The 21,636-nt window shown below is 63.3% G+C and carries 18 protein-coding genes; 3 read left to right on the top strand and 15 right to left on the bottom strand.

Translation table 11 applies throughout. From position 1 onward, the window contains the following. Nucleotides 1-320 precede the first annotated feature (320 nt). The 8 genes from HYG77_RS25565 to HYG77_RS25600 form a co-directional block, all read right to left on the bottom strand. Nucleotides 321-1,499: an acetyl-CoA C-acetyltransferase gene (locus HYG77_RS25565; protein WP_244373150.1), complete on the bottom strand. Its 1,179-nt coding sequence runs from the start codon at nucleotides 1,497-1,499 to the stop codon at nucleotides 321-323. Nucleotides 1,500-1,635: 136 nt separating this feature from the next. After that, nucleotides 1,636-2,571 carry a zinc-binding dehydrogenase gene (locus tag HYG77_RS25570; protein WP_208961027.1) on the bottom strand — a complete coding sequence of 312 codons (936 nt, stop codon included), beginning with the start codon at nucleotides 2,569-2,571 and terminating at the stop codon, nucleotides 1,636-1,638. A 40-nt stretch (nucleotides 2,572-2,611) separates the two neighbouring features. After that, on the bottom strand, nucleotides 2,612-3,817 hold the full coding sequence (locus HYG77_RS25575) for a cytochrome P450 (protein WP_208961028.1): 1,206 nt from the start codon (nucleotides 3,815-3,817) through the stop codon (nucleotides 2,612-2,614). A gap of 37 nt (nucleotides 3,818-3,854) precedes the next feature. Further along, nucleotides 3,855-4,175, bottom strand: a complete 321-nt coding sequence (locus HYG77_RS25580; RefSeq protein WP_208961029.1) for a 2Fe-2S iron-sulfur cluster-binding protein — start codon at nucleotides 4,173-4,175, stop codon at nucleotides 3,855-3,857. A 37-nt stretch (nucleotides 4,176-4,212) separates the two neighbouring features. Beyond that, nucleotides 4,213-5,421 carry an FAD-dependent oxidoreductase gene (locus HYG77_RS25585; RefSeq protein ID WP_208961030.1) on the bottom strand — a complete coding sequence of 403 codons (1,209 nt, stop codon included), beginning with the start codon at nucleotides 5,419-5,421 and terminating at the stop codon, nucleotides 4,213-4,215. 553 nt (nucleotides 5,422-5,974) lie between these two features. Further along, nucleotides 5,975-7,270, bottom strand: a complete 1,296-nt coding sequence (locus tag HYG77_RS25590) for a helix-turn-helix domain-containing protein (protein ID WP_208961031.1) — start codon at nucleotides 7,268-7,270, stop codon at nucleotides 5,975-5,977. Nucleotides 7,271-7,756: 486 nt separating this feature from the next. Next, the gene (locus HYG77_RS25595; protein WP_208961032.1) at nucleotides 7,757-8,257 is read right to left on the bottom strand and encodes a hypothetical protein; all 501 of its coding nucleotides are present in this window, start codon (nucleotides 8,255-8,257) and stop codon (nucleotides 7,757-7,759) included. A 481-nt stretch (nucleotides 8,258-8,738) separates the two neighbouring features. Next, the gene (locus HYG77_RS25600; protein ID WP_244373154.1) at nucleotides 8,739-9,407 is read right to left on the bottom strand and encodes a TetR/AcrR family transcriptional regulator; all 669 of its coding nucleotides are present in this window, start codon (nucleotides 9,405-9,407) and stop codon (nucleotides 8,739-8,741) included. Between the two features lie 153 nt (nucleotides 9,408-9,560). On the opposite strand from HYG77_RS25600, the gene HYG77_RS39945 reads away from it, so the two are divergent. Next, a complete protein-coding gene (locus HYG77_RS39945) occupies nucleotides 9,561-10,064 on the top strand; it encodes a class I adenylate-forming enzyme family protein (RefSeq protein ID WP_244373158.1) in 504 nt (167 codons plus the stop codon). Beyond that, nucleotides 9,961-11,244, top strand: coding sequence for a fatty acid--CoA ligase family protein (locus HYG77_RS25605; protein WP_244373162.1), 1,284 nt, complete (start codon nucleotides 9,961-9,963; stop codon nucleotides 11,242-11,244). Before HYG77_RS39945 ends, HYG77_RS25605 begins: the two co-directional genes overlap by 104 nt. Nucleotides 11,245-11,853: 609 nt before the next feature. Here HYG77_RS25605 and HYG77_RS25610 read toward each other — a convergent pair. The 4 genes from HYG77_RS25610 to HYG77_RS25625 all read right to left on the bottom strand — a co-directional run bounded on the left by HYG77_RS25610 (nucleotide 11,854) and on the right by HYG77_RS25625 (nucleotide 14,556). Continuing rightward, nucleotides 11,854-12,579 carry an enoyl-CoA hydratase-related protein gene (locus HYG77_RS25610; protein WP_244373165.1) on the bottom strand — a complete coding sequence of 242 codons (726 nt, stop codon included), beginning with the start codon at nucleotides 12,577-12,579 and terminating at the stop codon, nucleotides 11,854-11,856. Between the two features lie 156 nt (nucleotides 12,580-12,735). Beyond that, on the bottom strand, nucleotides 12,736-12,963 hold the full coding sequence (locus HYG77_RS25615; RefSeq protein ID WP_208961034.1) for a DUF3263 domain-containing protein: 228 nt from the start codon (nucleotides 12,961-12,963) through the stop codon (nucleotides 12,736-12,738). After that, nucleotides 12,953-13,243, bottom strand: coding sequence for a riboflavin kinase (locus tag HYG77_RS40745; protein ID WP_348273569.1), 291 nt, complete (start codon nucleotides 13,241-13,243; stop codon nucleotides 12,953-12,955). Before HYG77_RS40745 ends, HYG77_RS25615 begins: the two co-directional genes overlap by 11 nt. 44 nt (nucleotides 13,244-13,287) lie before the next feature. Beyond that, nucleotides 13,288-14,556 (bottom strand): 3,4-dihydroxy-2-butanone-4-phosphate synthase, encoded by a 1,269-nt coding sequence (locus HYG77_RS25625; RefSeq protein ID WP_208961036.1) that lies wholly within the window; start codon nucleotides 14,554-14,556, stop codon nucleotides 13,288-13,290. 583 nt (nucleotides 14,557-15,139) lie between these two features. Between HYG77_RS25625 and HYG77_RS25630 the strand changes: the two genes are divergently transcribed. Then, nucleotides 15,140-15,907: an SDR family NAD(P)-dependent oxidoreductase gene (locus HYG77_RS25630; RefSeq protein ID WP_208961037.1), complete on the top strand. Its 768-nt coding sequence runs from the start codon at nucleotides 15,140-15,142 to the stop codon at nucleotides 15,905-15,907. A gap of 328 nt (nucleotides 15,908-16,235) precedes the next feature. Here HYG77_RS25630 and HYG77_RS25635 read toward each other — a convergent pair whose 3' ends face one another. The 3 genes from HYG77_RS25635 to HYG77_RS25645 all read right to left on the bottom strand — a co-directional run bounded on the left by HYG77_RS25635 (nucleotide 16,236) and on the right by HYG77_RS25645 (nucleotide 21,611). After that, the gene (locus HYG77_RS25635; RefSeq protein WP_208961038.1) at nucleotides 16,236-17,060 is read right to left on the bottom strand and encodes a DUF2889 domain-containing protein; all 825 of its coding nucleotides are present in this window, start codon (nucleotides 17,058-17,060) and stop codon (nucleotides 16,236-16,238) included. A gap of 445 nt (nucleotides 17,061-17,505) precedes the next feature. Then, nucleotides 17,506-20,820 (bottom strand): protein kinase, encoded by a 3,315-nt coding sequence (locus tag HYG77_RS25640; RefSeq protein WP_208961039.1) that lies wholly within the window; start codon nucleotides 20,818-20,820, stop codon nucleotides 17,506-17,508. A 437-nt stretch (nucleotides 20,821-21,257) separates the two neighbouring features. Continuing rightward, nucleotides 21,258-21,611 carry a hypothetical protein gene (locus HYG77_RS25645; protein WP_208961040.1) on the bottom strand — a complete coding sequence of 118 codons (354 nt, stop codon included), beginning with the start codon at nucleotides 21,609-21,611 and terminating at the stop codon, nucleotides 21,258-21,260. Between the last annotated feature and the right edge of the window lie 25 nt (nucleotides 21,612-21,636).

The following is a 21,636-nucleotide window of genomic DNA, read 5'->3' on the forward strand; positions in this document are numbered from 1 at the left end:
TGCGTATCCCCGGTGTTGGAGACTTCACCCGAAGACGGGCCAGGCTCTGTCCGTGCACATCTGGCCTGGCCGGTGTCGGGAATAGGACACGGCGCTGAGGTGATCGGTGAGGTTGCCGGGGCATGGTTGCCGATGGCGGTCACCATGCGTTGACTGAAAGTTCGTGCAACGAAATGTGCACCAGTGAAGACCGTCCGTGTATCTGCTTCGGTGCGATCTCCGGGTGAGCGCAACCACAACCCGGGGATCGCACCGAAGCGCTACGGTGATGTCCATGCACACCACGACATGCATCGGAGTGTGGGAGCACTCGGACTTCTCTACCGTCTGACGATCAGTGCATTCCCCTGGCCGCCGCCGCCGCACAGTGCTGCTGCGCCGACGCCACCGCCGCGGCGCTTCAACGAGTACGCCAGTGACAGCGCGAGCCGTGCGCCGGACATACCGACGGGGTGCCCGAGTGCGATTGCTCCGCCGTGGATGTTGACCTTGTCGGCGTCGACGCCCAGTTGACGAACCGACTCGAGTGCGACGCCGGCGAAAGCCTCGTTGATCTCCACGAGATCGAGATCATCCACCTTCAGATTGCCGTCCTTCTCGAGAGCCCGCGTGATTGCGTTGGCCGGCTGGGGGAGCAGTGACGTGTCCGGACCGGCGACGAACGCGGACGTCCCGAGCTCGGCCAGCCATTCGAGACCGAGTTCCTCTGCCTTCGCCTTGCTCATCAGAACGACCGCGGCCGCGCCGTCGGACAGTTGTGATGCCGAACCGGCAGTGATGGTGCCGTCCTCGAGGAATGCAGGCCGGAGCTTGCCGAGGGTCTCCACAGTCGTGCTGCCGCGGATGCCCTCGTCGGCGGTGACTGTCGTCGAACCGCGGCGTGACACGATCTCCACGGGAACGATCTCGTCGGCGAACGTGCCGTCCTCGGTCGCGGCAGCAGCGCGCTCGTGCGATCGCGCCGCGAAGGCGTCCTGGCCTGCGCGATCGAGGTTGGTGGCCTGGACGTAGCGGTCGGTCGCCTCGCCCATCGAGATGTCGTCGAACGCGCAGATCAACGCGTCTCGGTCCAGTGCATCGTCGAATGATACTGCACCGTAACGATATCCGAGACGCGCTCCGCGCGCGAGATAGGGGGCGCCCGTCATCGACTCCATGCCCCCTGCGACAACGATGTCGGCATCACCGGACTTGATGAGCCGGTCTGCGTCGATGATCGCCTGTAGTCCGGAAAGGCACAGGTTGTTGATCGTGATCGCGGGGGTAGTGAGTGGAATGGACGCCGAGGTCGCTGCCTGCCGTGCCGGGTTGGGCCCGACGCCTGCCTGGACGACGTTACCCATGATGACCGCGTCCACCGCGCCCCCGTCGACGCGGGCCCTCGCCAGGGCGCCGCGGATGGCGTGCCCTCCGAGGTCGACGGCAGTCAGCGAGGCGAGCGCTCCGCCCAGCTTTCCGATGGGAGTACGAGCCCCCGCTACCAATACCGTCGCTGTCACGTGCGTCTCCTCTAAGGTCCTTCGACCTACAACCGGCCGTGTGGTCAACATTAGCGTAGATTAGCCCGATATCGCGGCTTCGGGCCACCCACCGGCACATTCGTTCGAGGGCCGGTGGGTGGCCCACGGGTCCCTGTTACAGAACCGCGATCAGTCGCGCGTCCGTTTTCCCCTGCTCCAAGCGGTGCAGGCCTGCGGGAATGTCGTCGAACGCGATCTCTTCGGTGTGGGGACGAACCGATCCGTCCGCGACGAGCTCGAGTATCGCGCGCGCTTCGTCCTTCGTTCCGTTGGACGAGCCTACGATGTGGACTTCCTTCATCGTGATGTTCGGAATGGACACCGACGACGTCTCCGCCCCCAGGCCGACCTCGACGATGCGGCCACTGTGGCGGATGGCATCGACGGCGGAATCCAGAGTTCCGTCTGCGCCCGCGAAGTCGATGATCAAGTCCAATTGCTCGGACTCGAAATCGCGGATATCCTTCGAACACCCCTTCGCACCCAATTCGCGCGCAAGTGGCCATCGAGACTCGTTGAGCTCGGAGACGAACACGGTCGCCCCTGCCGCCAGTGCGATCTGGACGCCGAAATAACCGAGACCGCCGAAACCGATGATGCCCACTTTCATTCCGGATTCGACCTGCCCAGCGGTATGCACTGCCCTGTATGCCGTTCGGCCGGAGCAGGTAGCTGGCGCGGCATCGCGGAACGAGAGGCTCTCGGGCAGTTTGACCGGCAGATGGGCAGGGACCTTGACTTTTTGAGCGTACCCACCGTTAAGTGCGGTGCCCGGCCCATCGGTAGTGGCGGGTATCCCGACGCGGTCGCCTTTGACGAACTCGGTAACGTCAGTCCCGACTGCGGACACGGTACCGACGATCTCGTGCCCGAGGACGATGGGTACGTGCCCGAGTAGCGCTGTGATGGTTCCGTTCATGAAGCCGATATCCGAGTGGCACAGTCCGACCGCCCTGGTGTCGACGATGATGTCGGTGGGTCCGGGCTCCGGGTCAGCCAAGTCGACCATGTGCAGCGGTTCGTCTATCGCCGTGAATTGCCATGCCTTCATCTTCTGGGAGGCCTTTCGAGGTTGATGTGTGTAGGGGACTTCACCACTGCAGCGGCAAGCTGACAACGGCACCGACGATTCCGGAACGGTGCTCGATCTGCTCTCCGGGAACGATCTCGAAATCGGGGATACGAGCGAGCCATTCCTTCAACGTCGTTGTGATCTCCTTACGGGCCAGGTAGGAGCCCGCACAGTGGTGCACTCCGTGGCCGAAAGTGAAGTGCTCGGGATCCTTTCGCTTCAGGTCGACGTCCATGGGGCACCCTGTCACCTGTGGATCGAGTCCGAAGAGCATCGTCGGCACGGCGATCATGTCGCCGTCGAGTAACCTGACTCCGTCCATCTCGCTGTCGCCATTGATGATTCGAGCGTCGGCGACCAGGCCGTATCGACGCAGCAACTCTTCGGCGGCGTTGTCGATGAGTTCCGGATTGTCGATGAGCGTCTGTCGATCGGCGGGGTTCTCGGCAAGGTGTTGCATCATGAAGCTGAGGAAGTTGACGACAGTGTCCAGTCCTGCAAGCAGAAGCAGCCCACAGATTCGCAGGCATTCGTCCTGTGTGAGTGGCCGCCCCTCGACGGTGCTTTTGACTACCGCGCTGATGGCGTCCGGTCCGGGGTTCTCGCGTCGTTCGTTGATGACGGGCCCGAGGTAGTCGAAGAATAGGTTCGTTGCCTCGGTCATCGTCATCGTACCGTCGGGTCGCGTCATCTGGTCTGCGATGAACTTCAGGCGAGCCGAATCCGAGCTCGGTAGGTCGACCAGACGCAAGAAGACCTCGACAGGGAAGATTTCGGCGAACGCTTTCGTGAAGTCGCACTTGCCGTCGGCGGCGATCGAGTCGATCAAGTCGGCCGCGATGCCTTCGATTTCACCTTCGATGCGGCGGATCGACGCCGGGCCTACAGCCGAGTTGAGCACTTTCCGGTACGGACGGTGCTCGGGTGGGTCGAGGGAGGTCGGTATGAAGCTGTACTGCTCACCGGCTTCTTTCGGCAAGAACGGGCACTTACTCGAAAAGGTCTCGTGGTTCTCGAATATCGCTTTGAGGAGCTGGCCGCGCACCGCGATCCAGTGCCCACCGTTGCGTGGCGTCCATACGAGGCCGTGTCCGGTGTCCTGCAAACCCGCCCACGCAGCCTGTAGACCGTTACTGATGTCCCCGGGCGCGAACATGTCGAAATCGACCACTCGTTCTGGCGGTACGTTGCTGGGAAGGTTTTGGGTCTCGATGCTTGTGGTCATGTCTTGTCCTTCTGGTTGGAGGGAACGTTGTTAATGGTCACCACTGTTCGGGGGCGACACGAACGACGAGTGAGGCCAGGTCGTCGCGCATGACCAGTTGGCAACCGAGACGGCTATTGGGTAGGACTTCGGAGGCTGCGTCACCGAGCATTTCGTCCTCGTTGGCGGTCTTGGGGGGCAGCTTTTCGTGGTGGCTCTCCACGTACACATGGCAGGTGGCGCACGATGCGCTCCCCCCGCAGTCACCCACGATCGATTCGATGCCGTGGGATACAGCGGCTTTCATGATCGAGGTTCCTACCGGTACGTCGACCGCTTCCAATTCCCCGTCGGGGCAGATATAGGTGACGGTTGGCATGATTGTCCTTTCGTAGGCGGTTCGGATGCTTGATTGCTCAGGCGTCAATCGTCTCCGCGATTCGCCGTTTGCCCGACTGGAACGCCGCAGCATGGTTGATGGCATCGACTGCGATGAGTCGACCTTCTCTCAGATACTCGACTGCGAAGGAGGTGCCCTGGGAGTCGTCGATGACCCGCGTCTCGTCGTATCCGGTGGAGAGCCCGACGATCTTGAGGCTGTGCTCGTACTGATTGGACCAAAACCAGGGAACCTGCCAGGGTTTCGGCCCTCTGCCGGTCAACGTGTTCGCCGCGCGGCGGGCGTGTTCCACAGCGTTGGCGACCGATTCGATTCGCACGCGGCGGTCGTAGAATTCACTGTGGAAGTCCACGCAGTCCCCTATGGCGAGGATGTTCGGGTCGCTGGTTGTCAGCGAATCGTCGACGATGATTCCGTTGCCGATCTCCAGACCGGCATCGCTGGCGAGTTCGATATTGGGCTCCAAGCCGACGCCCACTACCAGATTGTCGACACGGTATTCGGACCCGTCGGACGTCGCGACACTATTTACTCGCCCGTCGGGGCCGAACGACAGGCGCTCGATCGTCGTGGAGGTCAAGATCTCCACGCCTCGTTTGGCGTGTTCGCGTTCGAAGAACTGTGAGACCACCGGCGCCGTCACCCTCGCGAGAACGCGCGGCGCGGCTTCGAGGAGGATTACTCTCTGGCCGGCCTTCACTGCGGCTGCGGCCACTTCCAGTCCGATGTAGCCTGCCCCCACGATCATCAAAACGCGGCCGGTGTGAAAGCAGGCACGCAGTCGTGCGCAGTCGTCGAGGGTGCGAAGCTGGTGGACGTTGGTGGGTTGTGTTTCGAGTTGAGCAATTAGCGGGAGCTCGCGGGCGCGCCCTCCGACCGCCAGGACCAGACGATCGTAGGAGAGGGCCTGATTCGCCTTCAGGCTCAGCGTTCGGGCATCCGCGTCGATGCCGTCGACCCGAGTTCCCAAGCGAAGGTCGACATCCTTCTTGGCATATAGTGGTGCGCCTTTCAGCGGATCCGGATCAGCGAGGACGGCGTCCATCTTCAACAGGTCCTTCGACAGCGGCGGCCGGTGGTACGGCGGGTACGCCTCGTCGCTCAGGACTATGATCTCACCTCTCCAGCCCCCGCTTCGGGACGCGAAGGCTACTTCGGCGCCGGCGGTTCCCCCGCCCACGACGACAAGTCGCCCCGTCAAGGCGGTCTGATTTTCGTCGGTCACTAGTCACACTCCATCTCGGTAGCGGTTCCTCGAAGGTCCTCGGCTCCGCCGCCCAGCGCGTCGAAGGCGAATGGAGCTGGTGTTCCGCCGCAGCTACCGCGTGTTAGAAGTTGTTCCGGCAATGGAAACGCTCTCCTTTTTTCGCGGGCGCCAGTTGGTCGCTTGTCAGGTGCGTTGATTGCTGTTCAGCGTTCGTGGTGTCGCAGTGGTGCGTTGTTCGCATCAGTGATCTGGGCTGTACCGGATACCTCATGCAGCCCGGCGATGAGCCCTCAACGGTGGAATCAGGATCCTGGTGTACTCGGTGGTTCGCTGTTCGGGAGCGGATTCGGTCGAGGTGAGTTCTCGAATCGATGTCGAACTATTGGGCTATTAACAATCTAGGCGTGCAGGTTGTCGATTGCACCGGTCGCGCGACACACAGATGAGGCCTCGATTTGGTCTGTGCGCCCAATCACAGTCGGCATCGAAAGTGGTTGTAGTCATACTGTCGGCTGTGCACGCCCGAGTCCGCATCTGGACAGCGGAGAACCCCGTCGATTGATGCGCGGGTTCAGGCTTGCGTCAATACTGCTGATCCAAGCCAAAAAGCGAGTTCCAGTGCGTTCTCGAGGTCCAACCTGTGATCCCGTACGGAGCACCCGAGCTGGTCTTCGATCTTTTTGAGCCGGTAGACGACAGAGTTCTTGTGCATGTGCAGTGCGTCAGCGGTGGCAGCGTAACTGCCGCCCGTCCGTAGAAACTCTCGTAGTGTCGCACGTAGCTGAGTGGCGGAGGTGTCGTCGACGCCGAGCGGACCCAGGATGTCCGCCACCCATGCCCGGGTTGCGCTCAGGTCGTTGCACATCAACGTCACCGCTCCCAGGTCGCTAGCGCACACGATCCGCTGGCCAGGCGATTCCGACGCCTGCACGACGACTCTGGCCAGATCGGCTTCGTTGTGAGTACGCACGAACCCCTCGACACCTTCGCGAGGTTGCCCGATGCTGACGAAAACAGGACTGTCCCAACGGCGCTCGAGCGCGCTCAGACGCTCGCGGTCGACGGTCTCAGCGCCCGCCAGCGGCACCCACGCGCGGGCCATGTGCGCATCTCGAGCTTCGAAGAGCGGAGGCGCACTGATGCCCAGCTGGCGTGCAAGAGCAGTGGCGGCCGATTCGAGATGTGCTAACCCCACTTCGGGGCTCTTGGTGCGCTCGGTCCACAGGATGATGCCGAGGTGGTGTTGGCCGAAGTGGTATCCCAGTATCCTCTCGGTCGGTTCGACTTCCACCGGGCGATTCGCAAGAATGTCGTTGATCCGTGCCGACCTCGAGGCGCTTCGACGCGAACGCCAAGCGTCGCGCTCGAATTCGTACGTGGACAACAACTGTTGGGCGATCAGGTTGACGTGGGCGGATACCAGGTTGGTAATCTCGAGGGCAGCACCAGCGGTGACCGTTGCGCTTTCGCTACGAACAGCGAGCTCCTGCAAACACCATCGAACAACGCTGTCTTGGTACAACCGGTATGCATGCTCGAGAGCTGTAATCGGAATGTCGCGCTGTGCGAGCAGTTGAGCTAGCGCGGTCGCGGGCGCCGACGGTTCGACCTGCTCGATTTCAATATCGTGCCGCAAGATCTGCATGGTGATGGCGAAGTTGTGGGCTGCGCCGGCATTCAACTGATCGAGGATCGCTTGATCAATTGCGAAGTATTCAATCTCACTGATCAGACGCGCGACGATCGTGTCAGCAATCTCGGTGAGGCGGGCGTCAGCAGCGGCCGTGATCGACGAAACGACCTCTCTCACTAGAGAATCAGCATGATCCTGTCGGCTGGATTCGGCACGGTCAGGCAATTCCGCCACCCTTAGTCTGTCGTTCCGAATCGGTGTGCGTGTGCGGCGTCGGTCGCTTGTGAGGCCATTGTCAGCCGTCATTCATCGCCGGGTGTAGATGAGCGCGGTGCGGCAAGCGCACCGTCGATCGAGCCTGGATGCGGCGGTGCCAACGGTGTGCGGTTCTGCGTCGATGCTGCAAGAAGCTGCCGGCCTCGGCCCAGTGCCGCGCGATACCGTCGGGCGTGAACCTGCTGCAGTCGCATATGGCGAAGACCGGCATGTGGCCTTGCCTCCGATTTTGGAATCGCCAACCTCCCTTTCTCCAGGCGTGACGGGCACCACAGTGGATCACTGTAGACTTTTCCGGCCACCGCCGTCAACGTCAGGGTTGATTTCGGTGTGGCCGGCATCCCTCCGAGGTCCTCGAAAGGGTGCTCCTGACGCCGATGCAGTGGGGCGTTGCTCGGGCTGGAACAGTTCGAGCGAATGGGGTGTCCTCAGAGTGAGGACGATTTACCCGTCGTTGGCGACACGGTGACCTCGGCATACACCCGCTTCTGCGTGGCCAATGGCATCCGCCGCATCGGCTTGCCTGGGCCGGGGATGGATGCCGAACACGTGCGACGGGTGTTGTCCGGCGGCCTCCAATGCCGCCACTGCGCTGGTCGGCGCCGGCCGCATCGGATGCGCGTGCCTCGGCTCCCGCGTGCCTTCCGCCACTGGGCCGCACCCGGTCGAGGAGAACAGTGCCGCCGACACTCTCGCTACACACGCCAGCGGCGATCTCGTAGTCCGCACACCACCGAGGTTGCCGTGCGGTGGGCGGAGCCATCCCTGGTCGCGGTCCGCCGCTTTGGGTTCGCCGGTGCCGTCACTGCGTAGTTCGGTGTTTGTTGGCCGGCTCATCGTGAGTAGGGCCGGCGAGGTGGTGCAATGCGCGCTCCGCCGGCGAGGCAACCGTGGGAGGGCCTTCATCCGCGAGGTGGCGAGGAACCCGGAGGAGGTGATCGCCATCAGATGCGCCTGGCCGCCGATAGTGGGCCTGGGATGTCGTGTTGGGTCGATGCTCCGAGTCCTGCCGTTCGAGCCCCGGCGGAGACGGCGAGCGCTGCGGCTTTGCCCATGCGGTCCCGCAACCGCGGTTCAACGGTACCCGTGAGGCTGCGGTAGATCGGCCGGTGCGGTTGGGGTAGCGACGGCGTTCTGGAAGACGCCGCCCAGGTGGGGGAGGCCGGACCGCGCCCGTCTTAGACGAGGAGAGGTCGCCACGGCTCGGCCGCTCAATGTCGGCGAATATGCACAGCAGCGTGCCCTTGTCTGCACCGAACGGGCGAGTTGCATGCTCTCGCCGCAGCGGACCAGGACCGACGGGATGTTGTGGGCTCCCCGCCCGCGGAGCGCACTCAGATGCAGGGCGGGGCATCTGCTCGACCATTGCGGGGTTGGAGCGCAGTCGGATTCGCGTCCAGGTGGTGCTTCCCGTGCGCCGTTTGGCCTACGACTCGGGTTTCAACGCACCCTCGAAGAAGAGACTGCAGAAGGCATCGATGGTTTGTTTGGCATTGACCTTGCGCGGTCCCGGCTTGAGCCACCGATGGGTCCAGTTGATCATCCCAAACAATGCCTTGGCCATCAGCGGCGTGGGGATGTCATCGCGGAAGGTTCCCTCGGCGACAAGCTCGTCGAGCAATTCGGAGACGATCTTCTCGAACCGCCTGGTCATCCGGAGCATGTCTTTAGCCCAGGGCGTCGACTGGAACTCGAGCTTTGCCATGTCTTCCTGGATGTACAGGTAGACATATGGATAGTTGTTCTCGTACGACAGTAGCTGGAGTTCCACCAGTCGACGAAGTTTCTCGGCGGGGGGTAGGTCGAGCGCGAGCACAGCCTCCGCAGCTTTGATGTTCTCGTCGAGGACGCCGCTGACCACATCGTGGAAGAGCGCCTGAAAAAGCTCTTTCTTGCTCGCGAAGTAATAGTAGATCGACGCGCGATCGGTGCCGAACCGTTCCGCGATGTCGTTCAACGTCGCGGCTTCATAGCCCTTCTCCTGGAACACGATGGCGGCATCCTGCAGCAATTCGCGGCGTTTTGCCTGGTAATTGGGGCTACTTTCGTTCTGTGCGCTACGCCGACGCCGACTCATCCCGCTGCTGGTGGTCACTGAGGTTCTGGGCACCTACGGAATGGTACGCGTTCCCCGTCCGAACTTCCATCAACGTTGATGTAATCAACTTCAACGTTGACAGTGTGTTCTCGGTCGCATAGCGTCGGTGCAACCAACCGCGTTTCGCTGCTATCGTTCCACACTGATTGCATGAGTGTGGGGCCCATGACGTACAAGGGTGACTGGTGTGAGGTGACGCCCGTCGGAGACCTTCTGCTCCGCGGTGCCCACCGTCATCCTCATCAGGACCTGATCGTCTTTCCGGGAAGCCGTCACACCTACGTCGAGGTCCTCGACCGTGCCATCTGGATTGCCAGGGGCCTGCTCGCACTCGGCGTGCGGCGCGCCGACCACGTCGGACTGCTCGCACCGAACGGCATCGAATTCGTGGAGGGCTTCTTCGGTGCCGCTCTGATCGGCAGCATCGTGGTTCCGCTCAATGCCCGCCACAACGCCACCGAGCTCGCATACATCGTCGCGAATGCGGATCTCAAAGTGCTTCTCACGCTCGCGGGAACCGATGAGTATGTCGACTTCGTGGACCTCATCCATGACGCTCTCCGATCGCTGGCAGGATCGACGTCTCCGTCACGGCTCGCTCTGCCCGAGGCCCCGAGGCCCGAGGCTGCGAGGCGTCGTGCTCATCCGGGGTGAGGGCGAAGCGGGCTTCATCGGGCGATCGGACTTAGACCGCCTGGCCGTAGGGCAGACCTGCGACGAGGTGGATCGCCAGCGGCTGTGTGTCCGCGTTCGGGACACCGCGGCGATCCTCTACACATCCGGCACGACGGCACATCCCAAAGGCTGCATGCTCTCGCATGAGGCGATGACCCGCGGCCCCGTCGACCGTGCCACGAAGCGGCTGACGACCGATGGTCGTCATATCAGCTGGAGTGCTGGGCCGCTCTTCCATATCGCCGCGCTCGCACCATTGCTGGGGGCCATTGGTGCAGGTGGCACGTACCTGACCGACACCTACTTCGAGCCCGGGCGGGCACTCGAGCTGATTGCACGCGAACGCCCCACGACAGCCTGGCCCTGGTTCCCTGCCGCGATCCAGGCGTTGATGGATCATCCGTCGTTCGATGCCGGGCACTTCGACTCCTTGCGATACATGTTTCTGATCGGCCCACGCGTACTCATCGAGCAGGTCCAGCGAACGTTTCCCGCCGCCGAGTTGGTCGCTGCCTGCGGGATGACGGAAACCGCGGGCATCTACGCGCTGAGTGAGCGGTCGGAAACCGACGCCGATCGGTCAGGATCACAGGGCAAGCCGGCGCCGGGGATCGAAATACGCATCATCGACCCGGAAACCAGGGCCGAGCAGCCCCTCGATGTGCCAGGAGAGATCCTGGTGCGCGGCTACTGTGTGACCGAGGGCTACTACAAGGATCCGGTCAAGACCGCCGAGGCGATCGACGACGGCCGGTGGCTCCACACCGGCGACCTCTACAGCCGAAATGAGGCTGGCTGTCTGGTCTTCCATGGAAGGCTCAAGGACATGCTCAAGGTAGGTGGAGAGAACGTCGCCGCCATCGAGATCGAAGCCTTTCTCTGCGAGCATCCCGCCGTAAAGGCCGCCGCTGTCATCGGACGTCCCGATGAGCGGCTCGACGAGGTTCCAGTGGCATTCGTCGAGACTCGAGCCGGTCACACCCTCCGAGGGGAGGAGCTGATCGAGTTCTGCCAGGGACGGATCGGCCGTTATAGGATCCCGCGCGCGGTGTACTTTCTCCACTCCCACGAATGGCCGATGTCCGCGACCAAGATCAACAAGCGCCAACTGCAGGTCCGGCTCGCGGAACTGACAACCGACGTGGATGTACCCCAGTGACACCTGCCAACGCAATCCGCGGCCGGTAGCACGTCTGTCGCCGCTGCCGACTACCAGCTCACCACCGACGACATCCTCGCCTTCGCTCTCGTGGCAGAGGCATTTCCCTCGTCGGCAAGGCCGAAGCGGTTGCCGTGCGGTCGTGGTACGACGATGGATGTTGAGGATCGAGGCGTTGCGGAAAACAGCGCTCGATATCGGTGCGAGACTGGAGTCCGCGAGGCTCTGGTAATGGTATCTGGGCTGAGGCCCTACCCTTCGAGGCCAGTAGGCAGCTGCACCGAATTCTCTTCGAACGTCAAGGCCTCGCCGGCGCTGCATTGGATTCCGTTCGTGATTGAATGGGCGACAATGGCTCCGGGCGCCGCCCTATTCGTCACCGGGACAATGGGTCACTATTGATCGTGCGGCACGTCGGTGGCGAACCGCGCATGGGCCGGTGTCACGGAGGCGTTTGCGGCGATGGGTACGGATTTTTCCCAGCTCCTCTCGGCCGCGAAGGCCGCCCGCGCCGACCCATACTGTCAGCCATCGAGACGACTCTGGCTTGCGTGACGGGGCACCGACGATAGACCCGTAGAGGACAGTCGAACAGGCGGCGATCGTCGATCAACGGTCGACGAACGCGGCGACAGCCGCACGTCCATCTGAAGAATCCGCACAGTCGGCGATGGACGTGGCTTCGGCATCGAGGTGGGCACTCAACGAGCTCGTACCAGAACGGCGGAGTAGCTCCTTCGATCTTCGCAGGGCACGGCGTGGCCCCGCCGCGAGCATCACAGCGATGCGCTCGGCGTGATCTTTGATGTCATTCTCGGCAACCGACTCCGTGAGCAGTCCAAGTCGCAGCGCCTCTTCGTCCCTGATTGTTCTGTCGGCCAGGAGAATTGATTGTGCGCGTCTTTCACCAACGATCCGTGGGAGCGTCCACGTGAGTCCACCATCGGGTGTGAACGCGAGACCCGGGTATCCCGGCTTGAACTTGGTCGACGGTCCTCCCACAACGATGTCAGTCGCGCACGCGACGCTCATCCCCGCTCCGACCGCCCAGCCTTGGACTGCGGCGATGGTCGGGACATGGGCGTTCGTGAGCACTTCGATGAAGTGGTGGAATTCCATGGCCATGCTCTTGACAAGCGCGCGTGGATCGGACGCCGCGGCGAAGGCATGTACGTCGCCACCCGAACAGAAGTTCGGTCCCGATCCGGTTATGAGAACGGCCCCGATCTCGCACCAGCCCGACTCCGCTGATCGCCGCAGTGCCCGCGCGGCCGCAGAAGTGCGATCGAGGTCGAGCGACGCCCCCTTCCTCGTCGTTGAAATCTCTACGTGCATGACGCCATCACGCACTCGCGGCTCGAACTTCGTGTGGGAGGGCATGTGAGCATGGCCTTTCGGGTTCGTGAGTTGCTGTGCAATCCGCCGGGTCGGGTACTCGCCGTCGGACCGCGAGACGGGCACCGTGGTGCTCAGGGCGGGGAGGTGGTTCTCTCACTTCTGCAGCCGCAGCGCGCACACATTGCGGATCGCTGCGCGGGTTTGGACACACGTAATAGACCGGTCCGACTCGAGTATGCGTGCCAGCCTGCTGAAATAGGCCGGCGCTTCCATACCGAACTCCTCGAAGAGGAGTCTGCTGGAGCCGCCACCGAAGCGATGCCAGCGCAGCGCGAATTCCAACATCTGTCGTTCGAAGCGGTCAGTGGTGTCAGCAAGCACGAGAGATCTCCGATTCTTCGCGACAGGTTCTGTTCGGGTGCATCTCGTCGGTCGCATCGCCTTCTTCGGGCGCCGCGGAGAATCGATGTCCCGGTGAGCGACCGGGTTGAGCCAGTACGCGGACTCGTCGAACGTCGTCGTCGAGCGCCGCGATCAAGTCTTCTTTCGACGAGAAAGTGGCCTGGCCGCGGATCCAGTGGTCCAGGTGCACGGTGATCTCGAGACCGTACATATCTTCCTGGAAGTCGAGGAGGTGCGCCTCGACTAGGCGTGGTCCCACACGCCCATAGAACGTCGATCGTCGCCCGATGGACACGGCCGATATCACAGACACTCCGTTGGGGAGTTCACAACGCCAGCCCACACTCCGTCAACGAGTCCCGAGTTGGTGCCATCCTCGACCAACAGGTTGGCAGTCGGAAAACCCAGCTCGCGGCCTCGCTGATCACCATGCGTGACCACCCCGCGCACGGAACGGAGCGACGTCGAGGCCGTTCCAGTTGTCGATTCCGACGTGAGCGACGCCGCAGGTTCGCGGGCCGGAACCACCTCTGCCGCGATCCCGAGATCGCCGAAAGCGACATGGAGGTCCGCCGGTGAGGCGAGAAGGCGGGGAGCCGTGATACCCACTTCGCGGAGGATCTGCGCGATATCGGAATTTCTGCCGACTCGCTTGCGGGCACGTTCATCTGAGGTGAGGGTGAAGAAGTCGGCATTGTTGATGTTCCGCTCAACGATAACCACGCCGCCGCCGTGGCCGGCAATGAACGTGAACATATCCTGCAGGCCTTGGTCGACGGGGGTTGCGTGGGGCGCGAAGTTGATCTCTCGGTGCACATGCACCAGCGGGGCGTCGATGGTGTGCGGTCGTCCGATTCGGTAGGCGACATAATCGGACCCGGTCACATCACTCCGGAAGCCGGACGTGCGGAGATCGCCGAAAGGTCCGCCGCGGGTGACCGTGAAGGTGGTACGCACATGCAGTTCAACGGCTCGACGATAGAGAATGAGATCGTCAGCGGTCACCCAGTTCAGTTCGTGGTCCTCAGCGAACTGTCGACACTCGTGTGCGCACGCATTCTGGGTGGGATCCTTCTGCGAGACCAACGCCGCGAATGCACCCACCCGCCGAAGTCCTGCCGCCCGATTGAGATCGGTGACCACTTCGGCAGGGCCCGGATGGGCGAGTACACCATCTTCGCGGGCACACTGCGGAACTACATGGCCGGGACGGGTGAACTGGCGGGCCGTACTCGCCGGGCTGGCCAGCAATCGAAGAGTCCGCGCTCGATCCGACGCCGAGATTCCGGTACCGACGTTCTCGATTGCGTCGACCGCCACCGTGTACCAGCTACCGGATTGTTTCCGGTCCGTCCCCGCCATGGGCGGGAGGTCGAGGCGGGTGCAGTCACGCCCCGTGACGGCAGCACAGATGAAACCGGAGCTGTGCTGGACGAGGAACGCGACGGAAGCCGACGACGCTGTCTCCGCGGCAAGAAGGAGATAGCCATCGGGATCACCAGTCGAGCCGGGTACCAGCACGACTGGCCTGCCGGCAGCGAGGTCGGAAAGGCTGTGTTGTACCCGCGTCATCGAACTAGCCATAGCGGTGGATGTCCATTCTGTCGCTGCCAGCGGTAGTGGAATCGGAGCATGTGCCACTGCCGAAGCAGTGCAGCTGTGTCCTCCTGTGGCCAGGATTGCAAGTTTCCAGCCCGTAGTCAACATCAACGTAGATCCCGTTGGGCGACCTGGTGGCATCGGAAGGAATGGGGCGCCGTTGACAAGGGAATTCGGCATCGCTAAGTTAGCGTAGTCAATATCGACGTTGATAGAGGTGGTGCGGCTGCAACTGTCGGTGTGCGCCCGTTTGGGGCATGAGGTCAGCGAAGCCTCAGGACGTCGGCTACACGTGCCTCGATGGAGTCGCGCTTCGCGCCGCCGTCGAACCACTGCATGCGGGGTCGGGGCCGACACCCGCTCGAACGGTTGCCGAGGAATTCAGCATCATGTGGGGATGGTTCGATGCCCGCTCATCGCTCGAATCAGCTATCTCCCTTGCGGATATCGCTCACCAGATCTACCGCATGAAGGCTATACGCGTGCTTCCGCACCGGCAGCGCGCGCCAGCAGGAGGCGGCCCGTCGCGGTCGCCGCGACGTAAGGAATTCGGACTGTGGATATTCAGGGAACCGCCGCACTGGTCACCGGAGCGGCGTCGGGCCTCGGTGCCGCCACCGCCAAGCGTCTCGTCGACGCCGGAGCCACCGTCTTCGGCCTCGACCTGCAGCAGTCCATCGAGCGCGCCGGCGACACCGTCCCGGACGGCGTGACCCTCCTCGCCACCGACGTCACCAGCGGTGACGAGGTCCAGGCCGCAGTCGAGAAGATCGTCGAATCGGGCCTGCCGCTGCGCATCGTCGTCAACTGTGCCGGTGTCGGCTGGGCGGGCCGCATCCTGTCGAAGAACGGCCCCCACGACCTCGAACTGTTCCGCACGGTCATCACCGTCAACCTGCTCGGCACGTTCAACGTCATGCGACTGGCCGCCGACGCCATCTCCAAGACCGACACCGTCGACGAGTCCGGGCAGCGCGGCGTCATCGTCAACACCGCGTCCGTCGCCGCGTTCGAGGGCCAGATCGGCCAGATCGCGTACTCCGCGTCCAAGGGTGGCGTGCACGGCATGACCGTCCCCGCCGCCCGCGACCTCGCCCAGTTCGGCATCCGCGTCAACACCATCGCCCCCGGCATCATCGACACTTCGATGCTCGCCGGCGTCACCGACGAGTACCGCAAGGGACTCGAGGCCGGGGTCCCGTTCCCCTCCCGCCTGGGCCAGCCCGCCGAATACGCGCAGCTCGCTCAGGTGATTGTCGAACACGACTACCTCAATGGTGAGACCATTCGTATGGATGGTGCGCTTCGCATGGCCCCGCGATAGAGTGAATGATGTTGCCTTGCTGCTGAATTCGCTTCCGTTCCGTGCTGCGGTGAGGAGGGCCGGTCGGTGACGAAGGTTCGTCCTCCGTCGGCAACGATTGACAAGTCGCAGTGAAAGACCTACTCCCCGCGGCCTTCGGCTCAGGCCATACACCCGACCCGTCCACGTTCCTGTCTTCAGTGCCATGTCCGTGGCGGACACGGACAAAGAGGCACCAGGTTCAACCGGTGGAAGCATGCCCTCGGCGGAGGACTTCCCGCGTTACGCGAAAGAAACTAGGTAGCGCGCGATGGGGCTATTGCTGGAAGGTGGGTGTGATGAGAACACGTCAGAGAGCATCTGGAAGATGCCGTCCGAGGTGTGGAACATCGCCTAGCGTGCGAATCAAGTCATTGAGGTGGGTGCAGGAGGACACGCCGGAAAGGGTTGTCGGCACGGCACGGCGCACCTTGGATACCGACATACCAACCACCCTTCGCGTCGAGTCCGCTGCTTTCGGGCATTCGCGATAGGGGAGGACTCTCGGGGTACTCTCGATCGCGGAAATTTCCTGAGTGGACATTTCGATCTGTGCAGCCAGGTCGTATTCGTGAATGACGGTCTCGTGTCCGTCGCTGTCTACGTGGCTGTCTCGGAACATCGCCTCGGCGAGAAACGCACCGTTGGTGCGAGTCAGGTCGAGTTGACGTAGCCGGCGTACGGCATGGCGCTCCAGTTCTGGAAGACTGTGCCAACCGGATGGATCGAACGCGTCGAGCGCTGGTGCCGGCGGCCCCGTCCGTATCGGTATTGTGCCCGATTTCATCAATGCAAGATCGACTGTGCCCCCTGGTCGCCATCCCATGCATACGCCTATACGATCCGGGTTCGGCTGTTCCCGAACGGGGGCGCCCTCAACCGCGGTGGAATAGCCGGCAACCATCACAACAACCGGAAGATCATCGAGAAGTTGTGCGACGAGCGAGCCGGATTCGGCGTAGTGACCGGCGGCGACCGCTTTCCGGAAACCGCGTCTGAGCGATGTCCCTGTCAGGCCGCGTAGCGCCGGCGAAACCGGTGTGTGCACCGAATCGATGACACCGCCGTGTTTTCCGGCGGTCAACACAAAGTTGATCTCGTCCGTGGTCGCAGCATCAGCTTGGCCGCTGACCATATCTTGGCCCCGGCAGGTGATCTGTAACCGATTGCGCGAGTCGTGAAGGTGGAGGACGTCGATGCTCGTCGTACGCCGTATCGAGTTGGGCGGACGGTTCGGGCTCTGTGAGCGCGGGACACCGCCGGACGCAAGCCCTGTGGGTAACACGATCGCTCCTCTCGCTGTCACCATGCCTGGGGTGCAGCTCGATCATCGGATAGGCATATACACGGAAGTGGTCGTTCGAGTGGCAGCCGACGAGACGTGACGATGCGATGTTTTGCTGCCGCTCCGAAGAGCGATCCCGCCCTGCGGATTCCCCTGCAGTCAAGAGGACCACATCCAGTGCACCGGAGTCAACAGTGGCGTAGATGAAGTCGGTCGGAGGGATACCTGGCCGCCCACGCCTACGGGGACGAACGTGGGTCCGCCAGAGTCGACTGTTGGAAATGTCCAGATGGTCTCAGTCCTGCTTCGGCTGAGCGTGCTCGGCTACCCAGGCCGCGATCTGGGCTCGTGAGGTGAACCCGAGTTTGGTGAGGATGTGTTCCACGTGGCCCTGCGCGGTGCGTTGGGATATTACGAGTTGGGTGGCGATGGCCTTGTTGGTCAGACCCTGGGCGACCAGGTCAGCGACCTGCCGCTCACGCTTCGTCAGGTTCGGTGTGTGATCAGCGTGCTGCGTCATAGGCGGTGTGTGCTCGCCCAAGGCGTAGGCAACGGCTTCCTCGAAGCTCAGGGCCGCACCCTCCCGTTGTGCCGCTGTAATCGCTTGTGCGCCGAGCGCCTGGTGGATCTGCCGTTCGCTGTGCTCATGGTGGGGGAGCAGGGTATCGAAGTGCACCGAGGAACTCCCGACGGACCGGCCCAGTGTCTCAGCCGCGGCCAAGAGTACGGCCGCACGTTGCGTGTTGCCTTCGTCGGCAGCGATCCATGCTTGCGTCTCTAGGGCCACGGCCGCAGTGAGAGGCTCGTCCAGCAGCCGGGTCAGTCGTAGGCATTGCTTCAGTAACTGACCCGCTCGACCGCGATCGCCTTGCTGGAAGATCGCCACCCCCATGGCCCATAGTGAGTACGACCGAAACACTGATTCGCCGTGAGCTTCGGTGGTGTCCAGCACTCGCTCATGGCAGGCGATGGCACGGGGAGCGTCCCCCTGCAACTCGTAGGCCAGCCCGAGCATCAAAAGAATCCAGACCTGGTCTGACAGGTTCCTGCGTGCGCCGAACACCTCGAGTGCTTCCTCCAACCGGGCGCAGGCGCGGGGTATATCGCCGCTGTAGAGGGCCAGGAGTCCGTCGGCGTGGGCGATGCGCGCGTGGACCACGGGGTCGGCCAGCTGCTCGTCCAGGGCCTGCGCCTCCTCAACTAGGAGGCCGCCCGCCGTAAGGTCGCCCTGTACGTCCGCCAGCACGCTGTCGGCGTACAGCGCTTCGATTCGTGCCGTGGTCGACGGCCCGGCCCCGTGGGCGAGGGCTCGGTCGAGCCAATGCCGCCCCTCGCTGAGCAGGCCGCGGGAGAGCCAGAACTGGAACAGGGCGGCGGCAATCCGCAGCCCTGCGGTGGTGTCGCCACCGGGCCCGGAGGACAGACACAATCTCATCGCCTCGCGCAGGTTCGGTAGTTCCCGCTCGAGGCGTGCGATCCACTGCCGTTGACGGGGGCTGATCCACTCGGCCTCCGCCTGGAACACCAAGTGCTGGTACCAATCTCGGTGGCTCCGGCGCAATACGGGGTGCTCCCCGGACTGCTCGGACTTCTCCCGGCCGTAGTCTCGTAGCGTCTCGAGCATCCGGAACCGCACCACCGCCCCCGCGTCCTCTCGGATCAGGATCGACTTGTCGACGAGCGAGGTCACCACATCGAGCAGATCTCCTTCCGCCAGGTCCGTGGCGCAGATTTCCTCGGCCGCGTCCAGTTCGAAGCTGCCTGCGAACACAGATAGGCGGGCCCACAGCTGCTGTTCCTGCGGCGTGCACAGGTCGTGACTCCAGTCGATGGACAGTCGCAGCGTCTGCTGCCGCGTTGGTGCTCCGCGATTGCCGCGTGTGAGTAGCGTGTACCGGTCGGTGAGCCGCTCGAGGATCTGCTCGGGCGCCATCGCCCGCAATCGCGCCGCCGCCAACTCGATCGACAGGGGCAGACCGTCGAGTTGTCGGCAGATCAGGGATACAGCGCCGCGGTTGGCCTCGGTGAGTTCGAATCCCGGTACCGCGGCGCAAGCCCGATCCACGAACAACGTCACCGCGTCGTACGTAGGAAGCCCGCGCAGGGTCGGCGTCCGCTCGGGGTCGGGGACCGTCAGCGGTGGCACGCGCAGCACCGCCTCGCCGCCAACGGCGAGGGCTTCGCGGCTGGTGGTCAGGACCCGCAGCTCTGGGCAGGTGTGCAGCAGCTGCTCGGTCAGCGCGGCGACTGCATCCACTACGTGCTCGCAGTTGTCCAGTACGAGCAGCAGGTGCTGCGGAGCGAGGAAGTCCGCCACGACGTCGTCGAGTCGGCGCGCGGACCGATCCCGCACGCCGAGCGCGGTCGCCACCATCCCCACAACCAGCGACCCATCCTGCAACTCGCCGAGCTCGACCCACCGCACCCCGTCAGCAAAACCTTTCCGGACATCGGCGGCCACCCTCAAGGCAAGACGTGTCTTGCCGACACCACCTATGCCGGTCAACGTCACCAGGCGAGACGCCGACAGCATGCTCTTCGCCTCGGTCAGCTCCTTTCGGCGACCAACGAAACTGGTAAGCCCGAGGGGCGGGTCTCCCACCGAGGCTCGGACCGCGGTCATCGAAGATATGCGCCGAGCCGGCGTGGTGTCCGCAGGATGCGGACGGGCACTCACCGGGTCCCCATCGCGGCGTGTGGTGCCGGCGTCGCCGGGCAGGGCCATCTCGTCGACCGGAAACCCATGGTCGCGTTGGATCCGGCGCAGTTGGTCACCGAATCCCGCGGCGGAGGCGGGCCGGGCCTGCGGGTCTGCGGACATTGCACGTTCGATGACCTCGCTGACCTCGTCCGGGATGCCCTGCTCGCGTAGGTCCGGGACCGGCTGGGTGGTAATACGCAGGAACTGGGCTACTACCTGCTCACCGCTGCGGCGCTCGAACGCCGCATGCCCTGTGATGGCACAGAACACTGTGGCGCCGAGACTGTAGACGTCCGAGGAGGGGCTGGGGGGTTCGCCGCTGAGAACCTCGGGCGCGGTGAAGGCCGGCGAGCCGGTTACCGTTCCGGTGGCGGTCCGGAAGCCGCCGGAAACGTGGGCAATACCGAAATCGGTCAGCGCCGGCTCGTCGTAGTCCGTAAGCAAGATGTTTGCTGGTTTTACGTCCCGGTGCAGGATGCCCACCCGGTGCGCGGACTCCACCGCCGCCGCGATCTTCACCCCCACCCGGAGTGCGTCCTCCAGCGGCAGCGGGCCACCACGGCGAATCCGTGCATCGAGGGAGTCCTGTGGGTGATATGGCATCACGATGTAGGGACGGCCGGTGCCGGTGACACCGACATGCAGGGCCGTAACAATGTTCGGGTGACCGGTCAGGCGGCCCATCGCCCGCTGTTCTCGGAAGAATCGGGCCTGGTTCTCGCCGTCCAGATCGCCCTCGAGGATCTTGACTGCCACGGTGCGGTCCAGTGATGGCTGCAAGCAGCGGTAGACCACACCGAAGCCGCCGCGTCCGATTTCGTGAGCATCCTCGAACCCGGCCGCACTCAGCTCCTCCGCGACCGCGAGAGTCACTGCTTTCTGAGTCTCAAAGGGATCCTCAGCGGCCATAAGAGAGTCCTCTCACCGTCTCCCGACAGCGTCGAGAACAGAACCCGAGCGGTATCGCCGCCGAGGACGCAAACATGCCGATCACCTCAGAAGATTGTGCTCTTCAGAATATCGATTCTTGTCGGCGGCGACGGACTTCTCGCGCGGAAGGACGCGGATACCCGCCCCGTCTGGGCGCGTCAACCAGCGTCGAGATGCATTGGCGTGGGCGATGGCGCGATGGTGAGCGGCGCAACCAGTTCTAGTGCGCACGGACGTCACAGTATCCAGAATCGCCCCTCTGCGACACGCCGGCAGGGTGGTGGCAAGAACCGTCGAGTTCGGCGACTCCGTCCAACGACTCCCGGATCCCGTAGCGGCGAATTCGTTGGCCGAGGAGCTCGTCGCCGGGGGAATCGCGGGTCCTCAAAGTGGGAGGGTTAGCGGGTGTATGGGGACTAGAACGCCCATGGGCTGTGAGCAAGTTCTCCGCGGGCGAGCAACGTCCAGTAGTTGCCGTGCGGCTGATCCGCTTCTGCGAATACACGCAGCGTCACTCGACAGTCGTCGGGTCCGAATTGAGAGCTCGATCTCAAGGTGTAGAAGGATTCACCGGGCCAAGTCCGCAGCGGTACTCGGCTGCCGTCCGAGCACTCCAGCGAAACTTCAGTGTTCTGACCGGTCTGGTGTGCGTTTTTTGCTACCGGATGCTCCACGATGCCAACAGGTCTGGTCGGCGTGTAGATGTGCTCACCGAACTGGACGAGCAGGATGCCACTGAAGAACTTGCGGCTCTCTGGCTTCTCGTTCATTTGTCCTCGCCGATGTGGAGGCTGT

It is taken from the genome of Rhodococcus sp. ZPP (assembly GCF_017656075.1).
GTDB classification, from domain to species: Bacteria; Actinomycetota; Actinomycetes; order Mycobacteriales; family Mycobacteriaceae; genus Rhodococcus_F; species Rhodococcus_F oxybenzonivorans.